The organism is Streptomyces sp. NPDC058092, from assembly GCF_042884935.1.
Lineage (GTDB): Bacteria > Actinomycetota > Actinomycetes > Streptomycetales > Streptomycetaceae > Streptomyces.
In genome coordinates this window covers 100333-124158 of record NZ_JBHVSY010000016.1, presented here as the reverse complement: position 1 = coordinate 124158, position 23826 = coordinate 100333, and the positions used below count along the sequence as shown (strand labels likewise).

At 65.9% G+C, this 23826-nt stretch carries 21 protein-coding genes and 3 pseudogenes; 4 read left to right on the top strand and 20 right to left on the bottom strand.

The features are described 5' to 3' along the window. Positions 1 to 93: 93 nt before the first annotated feature. From ACFVV1_RS25330 to ACFVV1_RS25305, 6 genes and pseudogenes are all read right to left on the bottom strand, one after another. Entirely contained in the window at positions 94 to 216 is a 123-nt protein-coding gene (locus tag ACFVV1_RS25330) for a hypothetical protein (protein ID WP_389993265.1), read from the bottom strand. Positions 217 to 293: 77 nt separating this feature from the next. Further along, a complete protein-coding gene (locus ACFVV1_RS25325) occupies positions 294 to 1028 on the bottom strand; it encodes a dienelactone hydrolase family protein (RefSeq protein WP_389993262.1) in 735 nt (244 codons plus the stop codon). 312 nt (positions 1029 to 1340) lie between these two features. Further along, entirely contained in the window at positions 1341 to 1580 is a 240-nt protein-coding gene (locus ACFVV1_RS25320) for a hypothetical protein (RefSeq protein WP_389993259.1), read from the bottom strand. Between the two features lie 249 nt (positions 1581 to 1829). Then, a pseudogene (locus ACFVV1_RS25315) lies at positions 1830 to 2306 on the bottom strand (alpha/beta hydrolase family protein); the annotation flags it as partial. After that, positions 2267 to 2623: an FAD-dependent oxidoreductase gene (locus tag ACFVV1_RS25310; protein WP_389993256.1), complete on the bottom strand. Its 357-nt coding sequence runs from the start codon at positions 2621 to 2623 to the stop codon at positions 2267 to 2269. The gene ACFVV1_RS25310 and the pseudogene ACFVV1_RS25315, both read right to left, overlap by 40 nt. 217 nt (positions 2624 to 2840) lie before the next feature. After that, positions 2841 to 3076: pseudogene (locus ACFVV1_RS25305) on the bottom strand (transposase); the annotation flags it as partial. A 650-nt stretch (positions 3077 to 3726) separates the two neighbouring features. Here ACFVV1_RS25305 and ACFVV1_RS25300 point away from each other — a divergent pair. After that, a complete protein-coding gene (locus ACFVV1_RS25300) occupies positions 3727 to 4947 on the top strand; it encodes a hypothetical protein (RefSeq protein ID WP_389993253.1) in 1221 nt (406 codons plus the stop codon). A gap of 122 nt (positions 4948 to 5069) precedes the next feature. Here ACFVV1_RS25300 and ACFVV1_RS25295 read toward each other — a convergent pair whose 3' ends face one another. The 8 genes from ACFVV1_RS25295 to ACFVV1_RS25260 all read right to left on the bottom strand — a co-directional run bounded on the left by ACFVV1_RS25295 (position 5070) and on the right by ACFVV1_RS25260 (position 13622). Then, on the bottom strand, positions 5070 to 6044 hold the full coding sequence (locus tag ACFVV1_RS25295) for a LuxR C-terminal-related transcriptional regulator (RefSeq protein WP_389993251.1): 975 nt from the start codon (positions 6042 to 6044) through the stop codon (positions 5070 to 5072). Positions 6045 to 6697: 653 nt separating this feature from the next. Then, a complete protein-coding gene (locus ACFVV1_RS25290) occupies positions 6698 to 7480 on the bottom strand; it encodes an inositol monophosphatase family protein (protein WP_389993248.1) in 783 nt (260 codons plus the stop codon). Between the two features lie 32 nt (positions 7481 to 7512). Then, on the bottom strand, positions 7513 to 8913 hold the full coding sequence (locus tag ACFVV1_RS25285) for an MATE family efflux transporter (RefSeq protein WP_389993245.1): 1401 nt from the start codon (positions 8911 to 8913) through the stop codon (positions 7513 to 7515). Continuing rightward, positions 8906 to 9463: a DUF1349 domain-containing protein gene (locus ACFVV1_RS25280; RefSeq protein ID WP_389993242.1), complete on the bottom strand. Its 558-nt coding sequence runs from the start codon at positions 9461 to 9463 to the stop codon at positions 8906 to 8908. Before ACFVV1_RS25280 ends, ACFVV1_RS25285 begins: the two co-directional genes overlap by 8 nt. A 49-nt stretch (positions 9464 to 9512) precedes the next feature. Continuing rightward, a complete protein-coding gene (locus ACFVV1_RS25275; protein WP_389993240.1) occupies positions 9513 to 10688 on the bottom strand; it encodes a glycosyltransferase family 2 protein in 1176 nt (391 codons plus the stop codon). Beyond that, positions 10685 to 11722, bottom strand: coding sequence for a zinc-binding dehydrogenase (locus ACFVV1_RS25270; RefSeq protein ID WP_389993237.1), 1038 nt, complete (start codon positions 11720 to 11722; stop codon positions 10685 to 10687). Before ACFVV1_RS25270 ends, ACFVV1_RS25275 begins: the two co-directional genes overlap by 4 nt. 38 nt (positions 11723 to 11760) lie before the next feature. Continuing rightward, on the bottom strand, positions 11761 to 12996 hold the full coding sequence (locus ACFVV1_RS25265) for an aspartate aminotransferase family protein (protein ID WP_389993234.1): 1236 nt from the start codon (positions 12994 to 12996) through the stop codon (positions 11761 to 11763). 146 nt (positions 12997 to 13142) lie between these two features. After that, a complete protein-coding gene (locus ACFVV1_RS25260; RefSeq protein WP_389993231.1) occupies positions 13143 to 13622 on the bottom strand; it encodes a BTAD domain-containing putative transcriptional regulator in 480 nt (159 codons plus the stop codon). Positions 13623 to 13943: 321 nt separating this feature from the next. Between ACFVV1_RS25260 and ACFVV1_RS25255 the strand changes: the two are divergent. After that, positions 13944 to 14219 (top strand): annotated as a pseudogene (locus ACFVV1_RS25255) (transposase); the annotation flags it as partial. Here ACFVV1_RS25255 and ACFVV1_RS25250 read toward each other — a convergent pair. From ACFVV1_RS25250 to ACFVV1_RS25235, 4 genes are all read right to left on the bottom strand, one after another. Next, positions 14200 to 14697, bottom strand: coding sequence for a ParB N-terminal domain-containing protein (locus ACFVV1_RS25250; protein ID WP_389993228.1), 498 nt, complete (start codon positions 14695 to 14697; stop codon positions 14200 to 14202). The pseudogene ACFVV1_RS25255 and the gene ACFVV1_RS25250 sit on opposite strands and share 20 nt — an antisense overlap. 169 nt (positions 14698 to 14866) lie before the next feature. Then, complete coding sequence (locus ACFVV1_RS25245) at positions 14867 to 15751, bottom strand: transposase family protein (RefSeq protein ID WP_389993400.1); 885 nt, start codon at positions 15749 to 15751, stop codon at positions 14867 to 14869. A 347-nt stretch (positions 15752 to 16098) separates the two neighbouring features. Beyond that, the gene (locus ACFVV1_RS25240; protein WP_389993225.1) at positions 16099 to 17112 is read right to left on the bottom strand and encodes a hypothetical protein; all 1014 of its coding nucleotides are present in this window, start codon (positions 17110 to 17112) and stop codon (positions 16099 to 16101) included. A 302-nt stretch (positions 17113 to 17414) separates the two neighbouring features. Then, positions 17415 to 18080: an SIS domain-containing protein gene (locus ACFVV1_RS25235; RefSeq protein WP_389993222.1), complete on the bottom strand. Its 666-nt coding sequence runs from the start codon at positions 18078 to 18080 to the stop codon at positions 17415 to 17417. A gap of 1041 nt (positions 18081 to 19121) precedes the next feature. Here ACFVV1_RS25235 and ACFVV1_RS25230 point away from each other — a divergent pair. After that, positions 19122 to 19976: an SAM-dependent methyltransferase gene (locus ACFVV1_RS25230; protein WP_389993220.1), complete on the top strand. Its 855-nt coding sequence runs from the start codon at positions 19122 to 19124 to the stop codon at positions 19974 to 19976. 56 nt (positions 19977 to 20032) lie between these two features. Further along, complete coding sequence (locus ACFVV1_RS25225) at positions 20033 to 21247, top strand: amidohydrolase family protein (protein WP_389993217.1); 1215 nt, start codon at positions 20033 to 20035, stop codon at positions 21245 to 21247. 195 nt (positions 21248 to 21442) lie between these two features. Here the strand turns inward: ACFVV1_RS25225 and malQ are convergent, their stop codons facing one another. Then, the gene (gene malQ / locus ACFVV1_RS25220) at positions 21443 to 22999 is read right to left on the bottom strand and encodes a 4-alpha-glucanotransferase (RefSeq protein WP_389993398.1); all 1557 of its coding nucleotides are present in this window, start codon (positions 22997 to 22999) and stop codon (positions 21443 to 21445) included. Between the two features lie 92 nt (positions 23000 to 23091). Beyond that, positions 23092 to 23778, bottom strand: coding sequence for an FkbM family methyltransferase (locus tag ACFVV1_RS25215; RefSeq protein ID WP_389993214.1), 687 nt, complete (start codon positions 23776 to 23778; stop codon positions 23092 to 23094). Positions 23779 to 23826 lie beyond the last annotated feature (48 nt).

The window sequence follows — 23826 nt, the reverse complement described above, 5'->3', positions numbered from 1 at the left end:
CGGGCTCCCGTTTACCACGTACCTCCGCCACCATCCTTTGACATCGAAGTAAGTCCGCCCAGGTCAGCTGATTGAGGTGGACCAAGTTGATTGTCAAAGGACAGACGCCCCGGCGGCGACGGCGAGCAATTCCGCCGCGCCAGCCGAAAGCTCCCGGACGAAGTCGGCCTGCTCGTCGGCCATCCAGCGTTCGGTGGCCAGGCGGGCCACAGCCATGCCGACATCGGTGTGCCCCGTCGCGCAGTCTGCTGGTCGCAGCCGTGTGCTTCAGGTTTGGTTTCCGAGCCGGAGCCTCAGCTGTTGGCCAGGGTGCGGTCCAGGAGGGGGAGCAGGCGGTCCCAGTGGCGCTGCAGTCCGGCGAGATCGAAGGCGTCGGTGTCGGACATGGTGAACCCGTGGACGGTGCCGGGGTAGATCTCGGAGGTGTAGCCGACACCCGCGGCGTCCAGGGCCCGGTTGAGCTCGCCGAGGGCCTCGGGCGTCAGGTCGCTTTCGGCGTGGCCGAAGTGGACCTGGGCGGTGATCTCGGCGAGGGCGTCGGGCCCGTCCGCGCCCACGGGGCCGTGGAATCCGGCGACGGCGGCCACCTGGCCGGGGTGGGCCGCAGCGGTGCGCATCGCCAGGAGGCCGCCTATGCAGTAGCCGGTCACCGCGACCGGTCCGGCGCCGACCTCGGGCTGGGTGGTGAGGAACCTGAGGTAGGGGTCGGCGTCGCTCAGGACACGTTCGGCGGTGTGCGCCTCGATCAAGGGCATCAACTGGGCCATGAGCGCGGGCCGGACCTCTTCTCCGATGTGCTCGGGAAGTTCGATCACCGGTGCCGGGCCGTGCCGGTAGAAGAGGTTGGGGACGAGCACGTAGTACCCGTGCCCGGCCAGTTCGCGGGCCATCTCCCACAGCACGGGCCGGATGCCGAAGCCGTCCGCGTACATCAGCACCCCTGGGTGCCGCTCGCCGTGATCGGGGTAGGCGGCGAAGGCGTCGGCCTGGCCGTCCGTGGTGGGAATCTGCAGCGTCTTGGTGGGCATGAATTCTCCTGTCGTGGTTGATGTGTGGAGCCTGTGATCAACACGACGGAGGCGGAGCCCGCGCAGCAGCGCAAGATCCTCGATCGAACAGCGGGCCCGCACCGGCCCGTACGGCGCTCAGAAGAGCACCGGGTCACCAATCCGTGTGTGGCGCAATGCCGTCCCGGTATTCATGGCCGCACAGAATAGCCCACCGGACAAAGGCCGACGCCAGCACCCCAGTCCACAGTGCGGTTCACGAGAATGATGTCGGACAACACCTCGGATCCTGAACCCGGGCTGTCAAGGGGAGGCTGATCTGTTGGCCTCTGCTCATGCCGGTGTCGTCCGGGATCGTGCGTATCTGATGTAGTGGCGGAAGGAGCCGTATGTGATCAAGCAGTCGTGGTGGTCCATGAGTTCTGTCCAGATCTGCCGTCCATCGAGCCCTCTGCAGATCATGCTCTCGACCAGGTCGGCGAGTTCGGTGTCGAGGTACCGGTGACCCTTGTACGACGGCGCCACGGACGACACCAGCAATCCCCTCCCCGGTATGACCTCCACGAAGATCATCCCACCCCGGTCAGCCAACGTGACAATGCCCTTGACCGGCGTCGGCGGGGTATGCGGCAGTCCGGCGAGAGGATCAACTACGGACAGCCGAAAGTGTCCTGTGCCACTGGATCCTGACCAACGCCGGTTTGTGACACTGAAGATTGATCGCCGCAGATCACGTTCGCCCGGAGCCCAGCTCGCCGTCGTGAGGTCGATGCCGGATGACCTCTTCTGAGCGGGGTGTTCTTGCGACATGGTCTATGGGTTCTATCGGTCGGCACTGGCGGGCATATGGGTGTCGAGGAAACCCAACAGCCTGGTGAGCAGGTCGGACACCGCGTGCGGCAAGTCGATGTGGTGGCCCTCGGAGGGGTAGACGACGAGCGTGGAGTCCGCACCGTGGTGGGTGAGGGCATGGTGGAACTCGATCGCCTGTGTCGGAGGGGTGCATCGGTAGCGTCCGCCGGTGACATTCAGGACCGGGGTCCGCACCTGGTCGGCGAAGAAGACCGGGCTACGGGTGAAGAAGTGGCCCTCGGGCTCGGTCGGGGAGGAGCCGAGGAACAGTTCGTCGAAGTCGGGGATGTTCGACGTGAAGTGCTGACTGATCCAGTTGGTCACCGGTGCCATCGGAATCGCGGCGGCGAACCGCTGGTCCTGAGTGACCAGCCACGCCGACATATAGCCCCCGTAACTGCGGCCGGTCACGGCGACTCGGGCGGGATCGATGAGACCGCGCGCGGCGAGCGCCTCGACTCAGCTTGTGAAGTCTCCCCCGTCGCGAAATACGACGATGCCGGCCCAGTACCACTCGCTCTCTTCGGGCCCGTCGGAGGCGACCGCCACCACACTGTTCCCGCTCCACTCGGCCTCCCAGACCGACCAGCCGGACGGCGACAGCCGGCTGACCGAGTCGTCGTCGGTCTCGACGCGCTCGTCGATCCGAACCCCACGCCCCCCGCCTTGTCGACAACGGTCACGCGCCGACCGGCACGGGACAGCTCGAGCGCGATCGATGATCCGATCACGCCCGCTCCGACCACTACGACGTCCGTACTCATATCGGATTCCTCCTCGGTCGTGCGGTACCTCGATGGACCCCGGGCGGCAACGCGGTGACAACGGGATCGCCGGCGTCCCACGCGCCGTACGACCAGTCTCATCGGGGGCTCGCGCACAGACATCTGGCTGCCGTCAAACGTCGTCGCCTGTCGATGCGACGGACGTCGAGGCGCCGGGGCCAGGCAGGGGACCTGAAGAAGGTCCTCGGAGCGCGTCGTGGGCGATCCGAGCCGAGCGGGTGGTGAGCCGGGGATGAATGCGATTCCAGGCCGTCGCCCGGGCGGTCCCGTTGCGGTCGGTGATCTGCGTGGTGGCGCTTCGGGCTCGCCCCAGGTGTACGACCTGGCGACGCGGAACTCCTTGCCGTGCTTCGGGGGCTGCCCGCTCTCGCCTTGGGGCGGGTAGATCCGGGGGCGGGGCACTGGCTTGCGCATCACCCGGTCCGAGCGCAGCGGCTCCGCGGCGAACTGGGCGCTGCAGGCGAAGCGCCGACCCGCCAAGCGCCCAGCGCACAGCCATCGCGAAGCACGCGACGCGATCGATCTGAGCCTCGTTGGGGCGAATCCGGGCCTCGGTGCCTTCTACGCCGCCCGCTCGTCTTCATCCCCGCGCGCCCCTTTGCTCGCACCGCCCCGACGAATAGGACACCGTCAAAGTCCGAAGTCTTCGCGTGCATGAAGCGGGGGTCTCGTTGGTTTGTTTGTGATGACAAACCTGGAGACCCTCGCGACTGCACCGTACGTGAGGATCGATGGCTCTCTGGCAAGAACGCGGCGAATGGGCCGTCCTCCGCGGCTGACGGATGCCGAGCTGTTGACGCTCGCGGTAATGCAGGCAGTCCTGGGCTTCGTCTCCGAAGCCCGCTGGCTGCGGTTTGCTCGCCGCCCCCGCCCGTCGCGTACGAGGGGCAGTTGCGGTCGAACCGGTTGGAATCGCGCAGACCGGGCCGCCGGCAGCGGACGCGTGACGGGATCCATGAGGTTGTCAGGTTCCAGACATGCCGGTTTCAGACAGTGAACGACCCTTCTTGATCGGGGAGTTGGGCTTACAGACTGGGCGTCGCCCTTGGATGCCCTACCGGGCGCCCTCGAAAGGAGACCTCGTGAAGAAGATCCTGTCTGTGGCCGCGAGCCTGGCGATCGCCGCAACCTGTGGCCTTGGCATGGCGCTTCCCGCGCACGCCGCTGACGCGACCGGCGTCACGACTGCGGCGAGCCGGTCGCTGCAGTCCTCTATTGACACCTCCTCCATGGACCCGCAGCACCAGGCCATCGTCGACCGGATCCTGGCCAAGCTGCCCGCCGACTGGGAGGCCCGCCTCGACGCGGCCAAGGCCAAGTACGGTCTGAAGGGCGAGGAGTGGCAGCAGATCCGCGACGACGCGATCAACCCCGGCGACTACCAGTGCCGGACGACCGACCTGTCGACGTACGCCAACTCCCTCCTCGATGGCGCCCAGGACCCGTTGACCATCTTCATCCTTTCGCTCTTCGGCGGCTTCGACATGCCCACCTACGACGCGCTGATCTACGGCAAGGAGTCGTCGTCGAACACGTTCGGCGTCAAGGGTGAGTACACCCAGCAGCTCAACTCCGAGATGAAGAACCTCAAGCGCTTCTGGGATATCGACTCGGCGCGCATCGAGCTGATCCCCATGCACGGCGCGGACGTCTTCACCAGCCCGGACCGGCTCGCCCGCACGCTCTCCGTGCTGTACGGCGGCACGCCCGAGGAGAACCTCGACCTGGCCGACATGTTCATCGAGCTGGTCGACTCGGAGCCGGTCCTCCAGGGCGGCGCCAACCCGATCTTCACCTTCAACGCCTTCGCCTACAGCGAGAAGGACGACCCGGAGCCGCTCGGCATCACGGACCGGATCATCATGGGTGACGGCATCCTGCAGGGAATGAACGCGGTGAACCTGGGCGACGTCGCGCCGCGCGGCATCCTGGGCCACGAGTTCGGTCACCACGTCCAATACCAGAAGAACCTCTTCGAGAGCGACCTGACCGGCCCGGAGGCCACCCGCCGCACCGAGCTCATGGCGGACTCGTTCGGCACGTACTACCTGACCCACTCCCGCGGCGAGTCGCTGAACGCGGCCCGCGTCCTCAAGTCCGAGAAGTCGTTCTACCAGGTCGGCGACTGCAGCTTCACCAGCTCCGGCCACCACGGCACGCCCAACCAGCGGCTCAACTCGGCGACCTGGGCGGCGGGCGTGGCCAACGAGGCGCCGAACCAGGGCCACATCCTGCCCGCCCTCGCGTTCGACAAGCTCTTCGAGGCCAAGCTGCCCGACCTGGTCAAGCCGGACAGCAAGTAACGGTCACCACCACGCCGCGGGGCGATGAACACCTGAGCGGCTGAGGACCCGCGCGGGACGGGCCGGATCACGCACCGGCCCGTCCCGCGCGCCCACGCGTCCATGGCACGAGCCCGACCGCGTCACAGCCAGCCGCGACGGCTGGCCTGGACACCGAGCTGGAACCGGGTCTTGGCGCCGAGCTTCTCCTGGAGGCGGGCGATGCGCCGGGCAACGGTGCGCTCGCTCACACCGAACTCACGGGCGATCGACTCGTCGGTCAGCCCGGCGCTGAGGTAGCTCAGGAGCTGCCGCCCCTCAGGGGCCGCCTCGCTCTTGACCGGCTCACAGGCCGGCGGGAGCGGAACGGCGATTCGCCAGTACGACTCGAAGACGCCGATCAGCCCGTCCAGGAGCCCCGACGGCTGCACAACGACACTGTGGTGTCCCGTACGGTTCGGGGCGGCGACGGACACCACGGCGAAACGGTCGTCGCAGACAAGCACGTTCAGCGTGAAATCGGGGAAGACCCGGGCCTGTTCTCCCCGGGCGACGCACTCGTGCGCCACTTCCAGCGCCTTGGGGTCCTGCAGGATATTGGCGCTGTACACCACTCGGTAGTCGATGCCGCGGTCCAGCGCGTCCAGCGTGCCAGGGCCTACCTCCGGCACCCGGTCGCTCCCGCCCACCGGCCCTATCGACAGCGCGCGCACCTGGGACACGGCCCCGTTGTGCACCCGTGACTGGATCTCCCCGCGCCGCTCGGAGGTATCGACGACCTCGACGTAGCTCGCTCCGGCGGTGTGGTCGAGCCAGTACCGCGACAGGGCCGTGGCGCTCTCGTGGGCGATCCGGGCCTGGCGCGCGCGCCGCTCGGCGACCGCCTCCAGCACTCCGCGGGGCGGCTGGGCGGTCAGCCTGCCGTCCGTACGGGACACCAGGCCGATGTCGCTGAGTTCGGCGACGGCTTCCTTGAGGCCGTCGAGCGGCGACCCGACCAGCGCCGGCCGGTCCGTGAGCTCGGTCAGGGTCTGCGGACCCCGTTCCACGAGCGCGAGGTAGGCGGCCTCCGCTGTCGCGGAGAGACCGAGAGCCTGCAACGGGCGCAGTGTGCGCATGTCCCCCCAACCCGGCGCCGCCGCACGGCACCACCCACCGACCCCGTTCTACGGTGGCTGTCATTCCGCCAAAGATCGTCAGCCTAACACCGGCATGATCACGCGGACCGGGAGCGGACGGCGTGACGGGCCGCGCTGATGAACGCGCCGGCGGAAGCGTCGACAGTCGGTCCGCGCCCGCCGGCATCGGGGGCGCCCGACCACCCCGCCGACCCACCCGGCGCCGCCCACCCTCAGCCGCACACATCACCGCCCTCGCGTCAGAACCTGCACACGCCAGCACGATCCGCGCCCGTAACGCCACTGCCTGCGCAGACGTCGCCTGCCGAGCCCAACGCTCCAACACCGCACGCTCGTCAGTTGGCAATGGTGATCGTGGCGTTGTCCAGACCGAGGTCTTCCCACCGGAGTCCGCAGACTTCAGCCGGACGTAGACCCATGAGGGACAGCAGAAGCGGAGCGTACAGCCGTTCTTCCTTGAGCCGTGAACGAACGTCTGAACCTCCGCGATGTTCCAGGGCCTCACCTCCTGCTTGTTCTTCCGCTCTTCCTTGCGTGCCCTACGCGGAACGGTCACGTGCTGGGCCGGCTCCCCACACCGCGGACGCCAAGGACGTGCCGGACACGGAGGGGAAGCCCTGGAACGCTCGCCGTTACGGCCGCTCGGCGGTGACGAGTGAACGGAGATCGTCATGCAGCGAGGGCCCTGCGGCCACGACTCCGCTGTCGAGCTGGGAGACGATACCTCCGGCCTCACTCACGATGAGCGCGCCGGCGGCCCAGTCCCAGAGGGCGAGTTCGTCCTCGTAGTACGCGTCGCACCGGCCGGTCGCGACCCAGCACAGGTCGAGGGCGGCGCTCCCGCCGCTGCGGATGTCACGCACCACGGGAAGCAGCCTGGGCAGGAGGGCGGCCTGGCGCGCCCGTGCGCCGGCCCGATACGAGAAGCCGGTGGCGACGAGTGCTGCGGGCAGTCCGACGGCGGTGCTGACGGACACCGGCTCACCGTTCAGCCGGGCGCCGTCACCCTGGACCGCCGAGAACATTTCGTCCCGGGCCACGTCGTACACGGCACCGGCGACCGTCTGCCAGCCGTCACCGCTCGACCGCTGACATGCGATGCTCACGGCCGAATGCGGGATGCGGTAAAGGTAGTTGACCGTGCCGTCCAGGGGGTCGACCACCCAGCGCAGCCCACTGTGCGACTCCCGTTCGGTGCCCTCCTCGCCGAGGATGCCGTCCTCGGGCCGTTCCGTCGTAAGGAGTGCGATGACGGCTGATTCGCTGGCCAGGTCGGCGTCCGTCACGGGATCGGTGGCGGACGACTTCGTGCCGGTCTGCCGGACGTCATCGACCCGGCGCCGGAGTTCGCCGCCGCCCAGACGGGCCGCACGCACCGCCAGATCGAGCAGGGCCGGGGCAAGTGATGCGAGCAAGTGTGTACCTCCACGGGGCGCTGCTCACGATGTCAGTCGATCAGGACACGCATCCACCGGCGACGCAGCAGCCGGCTTCCGCTGATGAAGAACCTGACGATCTCCTCGGCGTTGATGGCCAGGAAAACCAATGGGAACGGGACGTCCCATACGAGCGTCACCAGGGCCGTCAGCGGCACCGCCACCGCCCACTGGGTGAAGATGTCCACCCTGAGCACGAATATGGTGTCGCCGCCTGCTCGCAGTAGCCCGTTTTGGATAGTGATGTTCATCGCCCGGAAGAGGAAGACGATCCCCAGCACAAGCGCAGTGTCGCGGGCGACGCCGAGTGTCTCCGGGGCGACTCCGTCGTAGAGCACGGGCAGCCAGAAGTAGGCCGACAACAGCACGAGACAGGTGCCGAAGGCGATGCCTGCGGTCCAGATCAGCAGCGCCTTGCTCAGGCTCCAGGTCCGCTCTGGTTTCCGCTCGCCGAGACTGCTGCCGACCATGACGCCGGCAGCCGTCGAGACGCCTATGAAGACGGCGATGGCGAACGACTCGAGTGGGTTGACCATGGACAGCACGGCCAGTTCCATGGTGCCCGCCCTGCCCACCAGGATGCTGTACGCCAGGATGCCCAGCGCCCAGGAGGTGGAACTGAGGGAGACCGGCACGCCGACGCGCCGCACCTTCGCCGAGATCCCGTCCCTGAAGCCGTTGACGCAGTCCCGCAGGCGGAAGGCCATCACGTTCCGGGACAGGTACACGTAGCCCACAAGCAGCAGCGCCTCGGCGCAGGTGCTGGCCAGTGTGGCCCAGCCGGCGCCTCTGACGCCGTATGCGGGCAGCCCCCAGTGGCCGAAGACGAGCGCGTACGCCAGCGTGAGGTGCAGGAGGATCCCCACTAGCGCGCAGGCGGCGGCCACCCGGGCCTGTCCCACGCAACGCAGGGCCGCTGCCAGTGACGAGATCACCGCGAACGGCAGGATCATCCCTATGACGGCCCTGACGTACTGGGCGCCCAGATCGATGACTCGGGGATCTTCCGTGGCCACGGCGACCAGGGGTCTGGCCCAGGAAAAGCAGGCTGCGAAGGCAGCGAACGCTATGCCGACGGTGATGGCCGTGGTCACTGCACTCGCACAACGGGCCCGGGCTGCGTCACCGCTGCCCCGGAACTGCGCGATGATCACGGCACCGCCGTCAGCCATGCCCATGGTGGCCAGCATTACCACGAAAACGACACGGCTTCCATAGCCGATCGCGGCGATCTCGTCGGTGCCGAGACGGGCTACCAGAACCGTGTCGACCATGGTGCGTGACGTCGACAACAGGGCCTGCAGGGTCACCGGTACGGCGGTCGTCACCAGCGCCGAGACGAACGCCCGGTCGCGAGCCAGCCCAAGGCCGCTCGGTTCGGTGGGCGCGGCGACCCTCACCGTCTCAGGCATGAAGGTCCCGGGAGATCGGCTCCGTGACCCTGAACCCGCTGAACCTCCCGGTGAAGCCCGCCCGTTGCGGGGAACAGGCCATGACACCGACCTGGCAGGTCGTGGGCAACGGCAGATACCCGAGACGCAGCAGCTGCCAGTCACCTGCCGGGGTCCGGAATTGGACTCGGATGGCGGTGTCGTGCCGGGTCATCCGCAGTGTGACGGAGCCGGCCGCCTCGGGCACCGTGATCACGGACCAGTCGGAGAAGTCCCGGGTGATGACACAGCTGAGGTGCGTATGGCCGTCAGTGAACTCGACGCCGGTCTTCACCCAGTTGTTCTCGTCGGCCCTCAGCATCAGCCCCATCTGGTCATAGAGCGTTTCGTAATCTCCGGCCAGAGTGACCTGCGCGGTGAAGTCACCCGTCACCTCCTGGCCGAAGAAGTGTCCGTCGTCGCGGACGAAGCCGTAGAACGTCTCCCGCCAGAAGTCCGTCTTGTCGCCTGTGGTGACCACGAGGCTGCCCTTGTCCACGGACCAGCGAGGAGGCTCATTGAGCCACTGCATTTTTCCGAACACGTCTTCTCCAGCGCGGCGTTGAGGGAACTTCTGCGGCTCAGACTGCCGGAACCGGCTCTTCCCCGGCCGGCCCGGTCACCGTCCTGGCCACTCGCTGAGCCTCTTCGAGGATAAGCTTCAGATACTGGTCGGAGAGCCTGGTCACCGGAGGCAGCACGTGGCACACATCGATGCTCTGGTCAGGGAAGGGCAGAGCCAGCCCCGCGATCGGGAGCACCTCGGGTCGCGGATGGGCGTCGAACCGGACGCCGAGTCCGGAAGGAGCCTGGGTCTGACCGAAGTCGACCACCGCTCCCATGACCAGAACTCTCTCCCCGTTCACTTCGCCCAGCACCGCGGCAAGACCACGGCCGTCGTCGCCGACGGCGGCCGCCAGCTCCCTCCGGAATTCGAGCGCCAAGCCGTTCGCCTCGAAGTCACCGAAAGCAGCCGCGAGTTCCACGTCCGTCCCGGGCCATTTCCGGACGAAGCGCCGGTAGTTGAGCCGCTCCGTCGCACGGTTCCCCGCGACACTGCGCGCGTGCGGCAGGTGGATGCCGAAGACGTCCTGACCCATGACGATCGCTGTGCCGGTGGCGCAGATACGGTGGGCCCACTCGAGATCCTCCACGCCGTATCCGCGGAAGTCCTCGTCGAAGTACAGATCGTGCTCCAGGACAAGGCGGGTCGGTAGCGCGATCAGCGCGGTCCAGGCGAAGGCCCAGGGGATGACGTGGTCGACCTGCAGCCGGATGTCCAGGCGGACCTCGTCCGCCGCGTCGAGTTCGGCCAGCTTCTCCCGGTAGTGGCTGAACGGCCTGACCACGACGTTGTGGACATCGCTGTTGTTGTTGTCGTAGCCGATCATCTGGCCGATCACGCAGACGCTCTGCCCGTAGGCGAAGTGCTTCCGGTAGAGGTTCTCCAAGAACCGCGGGGGCAGGGCCATGTCCGCGTCCAACTGGACCATCACCTGCCCGGATGCCTGCCGCATGGCCAGGTTTCTGGCACGGGTGATCTGCCACTCGTCACCGGACAGCACGGAGATGATGGTGAGGCGGTCCGTGAACTCGCTGCACAGCGCCACGTACTCAGGTGAGTACTCCATGACCCCGACCAGCACCTCGAACTGAGAGCTGTCCAGGGTCTGTTCGGCCAATGACTCGAAACAGAGCCGGATGTTGTCGAGCCGTTGTTTGTAGGGGATGACAATGCTGAACTTTAGGTTGCTCACGCGGTGCTCCCAGCAGATGCGATGTCGAAGAGGACCTTGCAGCTCGCCGATCGCGTCGGATTCACCGACTTGCTGCTCATGTCGACCCCCAGTGTGGCGAAGCCGTCTTGGAAGTCGGTCAGCGGTACCACGTGGCTCACCAGGCGCTCGGCTGGGATGCGTCCGCTGGTGATGAGATGGAACGCCTCGAGGAAGGAACCGTGCAGGGAGTCGATTGAACCGATCACCGACAGGCTCCGGTCTGCGAGGTGCATGCCGTCGATCGTGAACTGCTTCTCCTTCAAGCCGATCGACATGAAGGTGCCGCCGCATGCCATCAGCGGATAAAGCTCTTCGAGGAGCCCCGAGGTGGTGTCGACCACCACGTCGAGGGGTGCGTCGGGATCGCCGAAGTGGCCCGAGCGGGCATCGTCGAGCGAGGCGTAGGCGCGGGCCGCGTCCGGCAGTCGGTCCTTGGCGAACGAGAGCCGCTCGGGCGACGTCTCGATCACAGCAGGGGCGAGGCCCTTCAGGCTCAGGGCCCAGGCGTACAGCAGCCCGAGCGGGCCGGCCCCGAAGACGTAGGTGTACGCGGCCATGGTCGGCGGCTGGATCTTGCGGACCCCGCTCAGCACGCAGCTCAGGGGTTCGGTCAGAGCCGCTGCCTGGAGCGACACGTGATCGGGGAGCACGTGGACGAATTCCGAGGTGGTCAGGAAGCGGTCGGCGAACGCACCGTCGTAGCTGACGCCGCTCTCGGTTCCCATCTTATTGATGCAGTGGTTGATCCGCTGTGTCCGGCACATCCGGCACTTGCCGCAGTACGGAGTGGGGTTGATGACCACTCGGTCGCCGACCTTGACGTTCGTGACAGCCGGCCCGCACTGGGACACGACGCCCGTCGCCTCGTGTCCGAGCGTCACACCGGGGACGGCGATCGGGTACGAACCCGCCACGATTCCGAGGTCCGTTCCACATATTCCGCAGAACTTGATGTCGACCACAACGTCGTCGGGGCCGGTGGCATGGAGGTCCGGAACCTCCTCGAGGGTCACGTTCCAAGCGCCGTGGTACTTGAGAGCCCGCATGCCGGTTACTCGCTTTCCAGTTGCTGGAGGGACGTTCGCAAAGAGGCCAGGATGTCGTGCACGTCGGACTCGGTGACCGTCAGCGGGGGTCTGACCTTCACTGTGTTGCCGAACCCGTACCGACTCCCGCGGACGATGAGGCCGTTCTCGCGTGAGATCGCGATGAATCGGGCCACCTCGGAGGCCGAGGGCAGGTCGAAGGCGAGCATCAGCCCGATTCCCTTGACATTGCTGACCTGGGGGAAGAGTGCCGGGAGTTCGGTCAGCCCGTCCTTGAGGACCTTGGACACGGTGGCCACGTTCTCCAGGACCTCGTGGTCCCTGATGTACTTCACTGTCGCTTCGAGGGCGACCAGGGCCAGTGGATTGGCCCCGGAAGTGGTGGAGTGCTCCCACGGTTCGAGGACATCCAGTTCCTTGCGCATCAGAACGCCGGCGACTGGGATGCCGATGCCTCCCGCCCCCTTGGCGAACGTGATGATGTCCGGCCTCAGATCCTTGGCGAAACCGTTCGACGCGAAGAAGGCTCCGGTCCTGCCGAACCCGGTCTGCACCTCGTCGGCGATGATGAGGATCCCGTGTCGGTCACAGACCTCCCGCAGCACCGAGAAGTACTCAACGGGCGGCGTGATGTTGCCGCCGTTGCCAAGGACGGGCTCGATGATGAGCGCAGCGACCTGTCCGCTCGACGCGAACTCGACGAAATCCTCAAGGCGTTGCGCACACAGCATCCTGCAGCTCGTCGGCTCCTGGCGGTAGAAGCAGTGGGCGCAGTCGGGGGCCGGTATCTTCAGGGAACCCGCGAAGGGCAGACGGAAGCTGCTCTGCCGGAATGAGTTTCCGGACATCCCGGTGGTCGCGATGCTCTGGCCGTGATGCGACAGGAACAAGGAGACGACGTCTGTTCGTCCGGTCGCCTTCTGGGCGATACGCACGGCACATTCGTTGGCCGTGGAGCCGATGATGTCCCGGAACCAGTAGCTCTCGATGTGATCAGGCAGGAACTCGCGCAGCAAATCGAAGATCTCGCGCGACTTGGACCTGGTCAGATCGGAGGACAGGTGGGCGCACCTGTCCAGTTGTGCGTGCACTGCATCGGTCACTTCGGGCAATGTGTATCCGAGGGAAACGTTGAATGTTCCCGAGGCGCAGTCGATGTGTCTCTTCCCCTGAATGTACAGATGGGCGCCGCGCCCTATGCAGCACTCCAATTGAGCGGATGTTGATCCCGTAGCCGGCATCACAGTCCTCCTTCGCGCACTGTGGCGAAACCCAGATCGTGGTCGAACTTTTAAAACGCTACGAGTGGCGTATACAGTCCTTTCGCTGCACGAGTAGGTGATGTGTATGTCGGACGCATATTCTGCCCGGCATGCGAACGGACCGGTCAGCTGTGGAGTGTGCGGAGCTGACCGACCGGGGTGATGCCCAGTTCCCGGCGGTGCGTCGCGGCACTGGCCCGATAGGTGTCGCTGACCTCGCCCAGGGCGGCGCGGCGGCGGTGGGCACGCATCCGCAGCTCCCAACTCCGGCTGCGCAGGGGCGCGATCGCGAGCAGGTACTCCAGGTCACGGAGCGCGGCGCGTGGCTCCCCGAGCTGGATGTACGCGTCGGCCAAGTCCGCCATCGCCCGCATCCGTTCCTCGTCGAGGTGATTGAGCCACCTGTCCAGTGGTCCGTAACGCGGTACCCCGATGGCGGCGCGGTCGACGTCCCACAGGGACAGTGCTGTGCTGAGCGGTTTGATCGCACGTGCGGTGTCGGCCTCGCCCAGGGCGGCGCGGCCGGCCGTGACCTGATCGAGGAAGGGCAAATCGTCACAGGGGTCGGGCGGGGCGAGGAGGCAGTATCCGCCCGGGACGCTCATAAGCGTCGCTCTCGTATCCGGAGCGCGCCGGAGTGTGCCCACCTGCGTACGAATGTTGGCCACCGCGGAGGTTCGGCAGGACCGGTTCGACGACCGCCACCGTTTCCCCTTTCGCTACGACAGCCCTTCCCCCGTCCTTTGCTGACTGCGCCCGCACCTCGCAGGAAGTACGGGGGCCGACTTTCGGCAGCGATCAAACGGCGCGGCACCGGATCCTTGCCCAGTCGTAGCCTGTCGCATACATCCTTCGCCGTGGCTATGGAGATGCCCGCCTCCCTGGCGATCTCCCGCAGCGAGGATTCGGGCTTCTCGGTCTGCAGCCGACCACGTCGACGGCCTGACATCCTGCTCGGCGACCGTGGCTACGACCACGACGAGTACGGCCGCCTGGTCTGGGCGCAGGACATCAAGCCGGTGATCGCCCGCCGTGGGGTCTCGCACGGCTCCGGCCTCGGCGCTCATCGCTGGGTTGTCGAGCGCACGATCGCCTGGCTCCACGGCTTCCGACGTCTCCGCGTCCGCTGGGAACGACGGGACGACATCCACGAAGCCTTCCTTGGCCTGGCCACCTGCCTCATCACCCATCGCCACGTCCAACGCCTTTGTGAGGACCTCTTAAAGGGCGTGATCTGCCGTCCCGCCCCACCCGCTTGCTCAACTGAACACACCTTCCCCGGGACGCTCGCCGCCGCAGCGCGGCCACCGTCGTCGCAGCCGGGCCCGTACCCGCCGCGATCGGCCTGTCGGACCACTGAGGGTGGGATTCGATGATGCGCAGCGCCGCTGCGGATCTGTCGGTCGGGGAGAGGGGCAGCCCATGGTCCGAATTCAACTTCACGGCGATCACGAACGCATCTTCTCCCGAACCGTCGAAGAACCGTGCCGCGATACACTCCTTGCCGCGGAGCTCCGCCGCCCGAATACGATGCATTCCATCGATGATCCGCATCGACTGCCTGTGCACGGTTATCGGAGGTAACCCAATCTGATGCGAAAGTTTGCTTATGTGCCAGTGCTGTTCGCCGTCGATACTGGATGAGTCAGCCGGCTTGAGTGAATCCAGACGAACCGACACAGATGTCTGTTCACCCCTCTCGGGAGTGATCTGGTCCCCGGGCGCAGGGTCAGTGCCTGCCAAATTGCCCTCGCCAACGCTGCACCGCTCCAGAGCTGTCACTACACGACTCCCCACAGATTGCGTGCTGACATGGGACAGGAGTGAATCGAATGATCCATGGTAGTAGCTAGCTCGCCCGTAGGGGCGGTAACGGATTACCCGCCGAGAAGTGGCCGAATCCCATCTGTTGCAAAGGTGGTGAGAAGGCCTCAATTCCGTTGTTCATCACAAACGGCACACCGCCCGAAGAGCGCTCGCCGCCAGCTCCGGCTCCGCCTCGCTCACGACCACACCGGCCCCCCCCATTCACCTGCGGCCGGCCTCTGACCTGGGATGATGAGTATCGATCGGAGAACACCTGGGCATGCAGATGCGTCAGGTCCCTGCCGTGAGGCCCGGCAGACGCCTGGAACCACAACGCCATGTAAGGCAAAGGGGAATCGGCTACGGTCTCGAAGCACCCCAGCACGGCGCGGTAGATCAAGGCCAGTTCGGCTCGTTCCGCCCGCTCCAGTGCCGTCAGGTCCGGCACATGCCGGCGCGCCAGAACATGTACTTCGTAGGGCCGGCGCGCCGCGAACGGCACGACCGCGATCCAGTGTTCCGAGGACACCACCACCCTCTCTTCGGCGGCTGTTTCCGCGCGTGCGGTCGCGCAGGCCGGGCACGGCGCGCCCCGTTCCCGGGCCTTCCGCGCCGTGTCGGAGAACGTCTGGAAGCATGCCGGGACGCCCACCAGTGGAAGTTGTTCGCGCTGGTAGCGCACGGTCAGTCCCGGCACCTGTTCGGCGAAGGTCACCTTCGGGCAGGACGCGTTCTCGCAGTACAGACGGCGCACACTCAAGTCGACCCGGACGGGGTGGCCGCCGATCGCCGCATCGGCGAGATGCCGGACATAACGGCTGTGGATCCAGTCGCTCACGACGCCGCACCCGCTACATCCTGCTGGAACACGGGAGCGCGTACGAGCTTCGATGACTACGACAGGACCGGAAGCATCGACCGAGAACACCAGTAGGCCGGCCAAGTGGGGTAACAGCTTTGACAGTTCAACAGCACACACTCAAAGGCCGCCCACCCGCAAACCAGGCGACCGCCACACCAGAATGATCTCCGGCTACGAAAATCTTGCCAGAGCCACGTTCACGTGTACGCCGACACCGTGGTCAGTTGTCACGGAAGAGACCAGCGGGGCCCGTGACCTGCCGCGCTGGGTGGCTGTGGGTCGCTGATCTGCTCAAATGGCCTTTCGCCTGTTTCGCGCTCGTGCCCGCTGATGCAGCCGGAAGTCCCAGAAATCAAGGACACCTCCAGTGGTGATGGCGACTCCATGCAGCGTGCGCCTGCGTGGTGTGGACTTTAGTGAGACGGCATCAACCCTTTGCTCCGGCCGGCCGGATCCACCGCTATGACGCGCACGCCGCAGTCGTCGAAGCGGAACGGACGCTCGGTGAATCCATGCGCTGTGACGGCGGTGCGCACCTGGTGGCGCACCCCGGCTGCCGCGTGCAGCAGCAGATAGCCGCCTCCGCCCGCTCCGAGCAATTTGCCACCGCTTGCACCGGCATCGAGCGCATCGGCATAGGCCCGGTCCACAACTGGCATGGAGACAAGGGTCCCCAGGCGTCGTTTGAGATTCCAGTGCTGGCCCAGCACCTCGCCCAGAGCCGTCGCATCTTTGCTTTTCAGTGCGTCCAGGGCTAATGGGGTTAGCGCCTTGATCTCGTGCAGTCGACGCTCCACTTCCTGGTCGCTGTGTTTCAGCCGGGCATTCTGCTCACCGAGTACCTCGCCGGCATCCCGCGTCCTGCCGGTGAAGAAGAGCAGCAGTTCCTCGTCCAGTCGGCGCGTGAACTGAGTATCGACCGGAACCTCCGTCACCTCTACGACGCCGGTGCGGGGGAAGTGAAGGAGATGGAACCCGCCGAACGCAGAAAGATACTGATCCTGGCGGCCCACTGGGCGGCCGAGTCCTTCCAACTCGATCACGCTCGCAGCCTCACCAGCCTCACCGGCAGTCAGGCGACCGCCCTCCAGCCCAGCGACCAGGGCGACGCTGAAGGCAGACGAACTGCCGAGACCACTGCCACCCGGCACATCCGCGAACGAGACGAGATCCAAAGGGCTGCCGTCCCAGTGACGGCGAAGGGCCTCCTGCGCGAACGGATTGCTCACCCCGCCCGTCGCGGTGCTGCTGCACTCGTCCAGGCACGCACGGATGTGCCCGTGGGCGGTGCCAGGGCGACCAACGACGGTGACCCGCAGATCGATCGTGGCGCCAAGAACCATGCCGCCGAATCTTTGGGCGTAACTCGGCACATCGGTGCCGCCGCCAGCCAAAGAGATACGCAGGGGTGCGCTGCTGATCCACACGGTAGCTACCTCAATCGTTGTCGGCGAGAGTCATACGGCTTGGGCCGTCTGCAGTACGGGCTGTCCGGCTGGCGCCCACGTGTCGGCCGAGTGCGTCCAGGTCCGCCGGCCCGGTACATCGCGGTTCGTGTAGGAGCACCTTCGTAGGGCCAACGCGCGGCATGGGGCACTAACGCTCTCCAGTGACGCAAGCTGGTGAAGATCCGGTGGCTCGCCGCAACTTGTGTGGTCAGCGCCCAGCAGAAGACGCAGTCTGCATCAGGCGCTGGGGGTCCACAAGGGTGAGACGTGTCGGGTCTCGGTCAGCGTGCCGTCCTGGTCGAAAGAGACGGCAGGCCGTGAAGTGACTGCCTGGTGGCCACGCCCTCGCTGTCCAGCGCTTCCCGATCGGCGCAGACGAAGGTGCGCATGTGGCGGGTCAGGATGTGGGCAAGCATCATGTGGATATCCTCCTGCTCTTCGATCGACTCGGCGGGAGCCAGCACGTAGGCATCACACAGCTCCCGCGCCAGACCGCCATCCGGTCCGAGTAGGCCCACAGTGGTCAGGTTGCTAGCCCGGCCGTAGCGCAATGCCTGGAGTACGTTGGGTGAATTTCCACTGGTACTGATGCCGATGACGACGTCACCGGGCTCGGCCAGACCGGCCAGCTGTCCCGTAAAGACCTCTTCGTAACCCACATCATTTGCCCACGCGGTCAGTGCCGGAATGTGGTCCACGAGGGAGACCGCCCGCACGGGGGGTCTTCCCGGCACCCGGGTGTTCTTCGACAGGTCGACAGTAAGGTGCGAGGCGGTGGCGGCGCTGCCGCCGTTGCCGCAGATGTACAGGGTCCGGCCCTTGAGATAGGCCCGCTCCAAAGTCTCCGTCACCCGCACCAGGTCGGTGGTGGACACCTCTGCGATGGCCCGTCGCAGCCGCGAGAGATAGGAAGAAATCTCCGTTTGGCGGTCGAATGCCTTAACCATGATGGGTTACCCCGTTCCATGAGTCGGGTGTCGGCGGTACGAAGCAAGCAGGGAATTACGGCCGATGCGGAACATGTGTCGACCTGAGCTGACCCGAGTTTCGTAGAGTCCGGTCTTGATGGTGCAGGCGCACTGCGGGAGGTGCTGAGTGGAGACGCTCTTCGTTGTACCACGTCACCCACCGGGAGATCACCCGCTCCACCTGCTCGTAGTTTGCCGGACCTTGGCCCAAGCCCGGTAAGAAACGATTCTGGCCCTCTGGCACGGGAGTTGGGTGCTCCTTCGAGGCGGTGTAGGTGCCTGGTCCGCTCTTGAGGAGCAGGTCGGTCTACGACCATCGGGTGAGTTGTCGATTCATGGTGCCGAGGGTGATGTCGCTGAGGCGACGGACGATCTCCTTGGTGTGCCAGTAGCGGTCGGTCTTCGGGCGGAGGAGGGCCAGGAATTGTTCCCGGTGCCGTTCGAAAGAGCTGGTGTGTCAGTCGTCGCGGGACGTGGTGGGTAGGGGGATTCCTCGGCCGGGGTCTGGAGGACGGTGACGCCGAGTTCAGCGAGGGTGCGGCTGGTGCTGGGCTTGCCGTCGTCGAGTCGCGTGTTGCAGTGATGATTTGACCTTACGGGTGATGCCCCTGGGGCCCCGGGGTAGGAGCAGGCCGGCCGAGACCCGGTTCCCGATGGCGCCGACCGAGGCACCTGGATGTATTGACCCGCAGCGGTCCGGCTTGGTGCTGGGAAGGGATTCGGCGGCGTCTACCAGGCCGGCCCGCAGCGTCTGGTACAGCGAGGGCAGCACCCACTTCTCCAGTTCGATACCGGCGGGTTCGCCCGAGTGCAGGAAGCGGCCACCGGTGATCGTGCGTCGGAGTGCGTAATAGGCCGATTCGTGCTCCCGGAGCCGGCGATGGAGGGCCACCAGGGTGCGGGCCTGATAGCGGCGGCCATCGGTCAGGGGCAGGCGCCGGTGAATGCCGTGTCGTCCGCCCAACCGCCTTGCGGCCAAAGGCATTTACACGGCAACTGGCCCCATACTAGAGTGCGATCATGAACATGGCGGATCTGGCAAAGATCGCCCAGACGTCTCTTTGGACTGCTGCGGCCCGCGCGCGAGAAGACGAGCGACCCGACCGGTTGTTTCATGATCCGTTCGCTGCTCACTTAGCAGGAGAGACCGGATCGGTCCTGCTGAAGCAATTCACACCAGCAGACTCAACAATGGCCGCCAATCCATATATCCCCATTCGCACGCGCTGGTACGATGATTTTCTCGACGCATCGGGACTTCTTCAAGTCGTCATCCTGGGCGCGGGCATGGACACCCGAGCATTCCGGCTCGGATGGCCCGACGGCACCGTCCTCTTCGAGATTGACGACGCCGCACTGCTGGACTTCAAGTCCGAGCGTCTCTCATCGGTTGACGCCCCGGCGGCTCGCTGCGAGCGCCGCGTCGTGGGGTCGGACCTGGCCGACGACTGGAGTGGCCGGCTCCTATCCGCGGGCTATGATCCGACGACTCCGACCGCCTGGATCGCCGAGGGCCTGCTCTTCTATCTTCCAGAGTCCCTCGCCCGCGACGTGGTCTCTCGCGCCCGCCAACTCTCGTCGACAAGGAGCAGGCTGGCCGCTGACGTCCTCAGCGCCGAGTTGTTCTCCTCGCCGTTCCCGGTGGAGTCCCTGCGCCGTCTGCGGGAAATGGGCTGTCCGTGGCAGTTCGGCACTGATGATCCTGCCGGCTTCTTCCAGGAGTGTGGCTGGCACCCGGCAGAGATCGCCACGCCGATCGAGGCTGCGGAGCGCTACGCACGGCCGATGCCTGCTCCGCTGACAGGCGCACAACCGTCCCCACACAGCTATTTGATGACGGCTTCCGCGGATCCCAGTAGGCACGGTAACTGCTGATGCGGCACAGCATTGCACCGGGCCCGGCGCGGACGGGCGGGCAGCGACTCACTCACGTGCGTGTGATCGACGGGCTCGGCGACACACCGACCGAGGACGGCGAAGTCGCTTACCGCAACGGTGTGCTGACGTACGTGGGTCCGTATCGGGGCGATGAGATATCCGGTGCCGACAGCAGCTTGCCCAGGCGGGACATGCACGGGTTCACGGCTCTTCCCGGATTCATCGACTGCCATGTGCACTTTGCCGCTGGAGGAATCGCGCCATGGCAGGCCGGGGGCATGTTCGCCTCCCACTTCCACCTCGTCACGGCCGACAACATGCGCCAGACCCTCGAAGCGGGCGTGACGTCGGCGCGGGATCTGGCTGGAGTCGACTCCGGATTCCGCGACGCAGCACTGGCAGGCCTGCTCCGGGCCCCCCGACTCAGCCTCGCCGTCGGAGCTATCAGCCCTACCGGCGGACACACCGACTTCGTCCTCCCCAATGGGAACGCCATCCCCTTGGCACCTCGCGACATCTCCACGGTGGCGGACAGCGATGACGAGATACGTAAGACCGTTCGCCGCCTGGTACGCAGCGGAGCGGACGTCATCAAGGTCTGCGCCAGTGGGGGAATTACCAGCTCCACCAGCAACCCCGACGACATCGGTGTGCCCGAGAGGCAGATGAGGATGATCGTTGAGGAGGCCTCGCTGCGCGGTGGCCTGCCGATCGCCGCGCACGCTCAGGGGGCCGAGGGGATCCGTGCGGCGGTCAGAGCTGGGGTGTCCAGTGTGGAACACGGCTATGCCATCCGGCCGGACACCGTCGAAGCGATGATCACGCAAGGTACGTTCCTGGTTCCGACGCTCAGCGCGGCACTCAATCTGCCGGACCCGACGATGGTGCCCAGATACCTGTGGGAGAAGAAGAAGCGCTGGTCGGTCATCGCCCGGAAGCACTTGTCCCAAGCCCTCACCTCAGGGGTCAAGGTCGCCATGGGCAGCGACGCGGGCGCGTGTCCCCATGGACGCAACCTCGCGGAGCTGGGTCACATGACCGACCTCGGAATGTCCCCCATGCAGGCGATCACCTCCGGCACCAAGCACGCGGCCGAATTGATCGGCCTCTCGCAACACGTGGGCACCCTGGAGGCGGGAAAGTATGCCGATCTGGTGCTCACCGAATGCGACCCGCTGTGGGACATCAAGGCTCTCGCCTACCCCGCGGCGGTACAGGTGGTGGTTCAAGGCGGTTCCGTCGTGAAGGACATCACCAGCGTTCCGTAGCGCATAGGTGTCGAACGTGATCCCGGGTGTCACTGCGTCAACTGCGTTTTGGTCAGTGCATTGACGCGCGCGGCACGAGGGCGGCGCGGCCGTCACGAGCCGACGCTCATCGACGTGCCGGTCGATGCCCGTCGGGTGGTGGTCCAAACACGCGTGCGCCGCCCGGCGGGCGCGGTCGTGCCGGACGAGTCCCGACTACGAACGGGTAGGCAGCCCGCCAGCCCGACCGGGGTCGCGCCGACGCCGCACCAAGGGCGACGCCTGGTCCGCTGCATGCGTTTCAGCGGCAGGCACCGCACTACGGCAGTGATCGGCAGCCAGCTTGCTCAGCATCCTTACCGCGTCGGAGGTGAGCGCGTCGGAGGTGATACGCCACCGCCAGTTTCGGCCCGCCACGCCCGGCACATTGACACGGGCACTCTCGTCGAGGCCCAGCACATCCTGTAGCGGGAGGATCGCCAGGTCCGCGGTGGACCGGTAGGCGAGACGGGAGAGTTCGTAGGCGATATGCGGCGATTTCGCATCAAGGAGCTCGCCCGCTCGTGCCCGAGTCGGGGCGTCCAGTTCTTTCCACCAGCCTACGGTCGTGTTGCTGTCGTGGGTGCCGGTGTAGACAACTGAATTCGGTGAGTGGTTGTCCGGATGGTGGGGGCTGTCCGGGTCGAAGGCGAGTTGGAGCACCTTGGTGCTCGGGATCCCCAACGTGTTCCGTAGTTTCTCCACCTCCGCTGTGATGACACCCAGATCCTCTGCCACGAAGGGCAGAGGGGTGCCGTCGAGGAACGGCTCGAAAATATCCGTGCCCGGAACCTCGACCCATCTGCCCAGCTTGGGGTCGGCGTCGCGCGGGATCTCCCAGTAGGCTTCGTAGCCGCGAAAGTGGTCCAGCCGGACCATGTCGTACAGCGCCATGGCATGTCGGAGCCTGGCCCGCCAGAACCGGTAACCGTCCGCTCCGATGGCATCCCAGCGGTAGGGGGCCAACTCCCATATCTGACCGTGCTCGTTGAAGTAGTCCGGTGGCACTCCGACGAGTGGGTCGCAATCGCCCCGGCTGTTGAGACAGTAGAAGCGCTGATTGGCCCACACCTCGGCACTCTCGTGCGCATCGAACATGGGGAGATCGCCGATGACGGAGATGCCGTACGCGTGAGCCCTGGCTTTCAGCGCCGTGTACTGCCGCCAGAACAGGAACTGAAGGAACACATGGAAACCGGTCTCGGTCGCCAGTTCGTCTCTTGCCCGGGCGACGGACCGCTCGTCACGGAACGCGAGCCGAGCGGGCCACTCGTTCCAGGGCCTTCGGTAACGGCTTCTGAGCGCCATGTACAGGGAATAGTCTTCGAGCCAGGACGACTCGCGCTCGCGGTAGGCACGAACCGCACTGTCATTTCCGTAACGAGCGTACGCCGTAAGGAGAGCGTCGCCCTTGAAGCGGTGCACGGCGGGGTAATCGACCGCCGCGGGGGGCAAGCTCGAAGCCGCGCCGAGATCTGATCGCCGCAGGATGCCATCGTCCAGGAGATCGTCCAGGCTGATGAGCAAGTGATTGCCGGCGTAGGAGGAGAGCGGGGCATAGGGAGACCCGCTCTCGCTCACCGGGCCCATCGGGAGCAGTTGCCAATAGCCTTGGCCCCCAGCCCTGAGAAACTCCAGGAAGTCACGGCCAGGTTTCCCGAGATCGCCGATTCCATGAGGTCCCGGAAGAGAGGTGAAGGGCAAGAGTATTCCGCAACCTCGGGAGGCTGGCATCGTCATCTCCAATGTGGGGCGAGGGCCGCCGGCCACGGAAGCCTCGGACAGCTTGTACCGGCCGGAGCACGGCTGGTGCGGGCAGGCCTTCCTCAGGCGTCGGGGCGCCGGAACGCGAAGCAGCCGGAGAACGCCTCCAACCTGAGTCCCGCTTCTTCCAGGGTACGTATGACCCAAGCCGCACCGCGTGGGCCGAAGGCATGCGGATGGATCTCCAGGCTCACGGTCGCTGCCCGTTCCCGGATGACGCTGAAGTCGTGCTTGAGCATGGCCATCTCCATGCCCTCCATGTCCGCGACGAGGTTGAACTGCTCCCATCCGGTCTCCTCGACGAGTTGGCGGAGAGTGAACTGCTTGCTGGAGCCCTCGAGTCCCGCGTGATGACACGGGTCCCATTCGCTGGACATCTTCTCGACCTGCGACGCGTCCAGTTCAGGGAGATGGGTGTCTCCTTCGTACATCAGGGTGCCGAAGTAGGGCTGAAACTCACAGTCGTTCAGTTTGCGGTTGTGTTTCAGGATCTCGAGCGCATCGGGGTGCATCTCCACGGCCAGGTGTTGCTTCTTGTCGTCGAGGAGCCGGTTGATGTAGCAACTCACCACCCCGATACCCGCACCCAGTTCGATCACGGGGAGGTCGGGTCGCAACACCTCCTGAGTCGCCTTGATTTCATCGATCTCATAGGTGCCGGTCTCTATCTCCCTCCTGGCCTTCTCGGCGACGACGTTCTCCGGTGCGTATATGTCGAGGTCATAGATGCGCTGCGGCGTGATGGACATGGCGAGTGCCTTTCCTTGAGGGAATCTGTCTGAATCGACCCGTTGAAC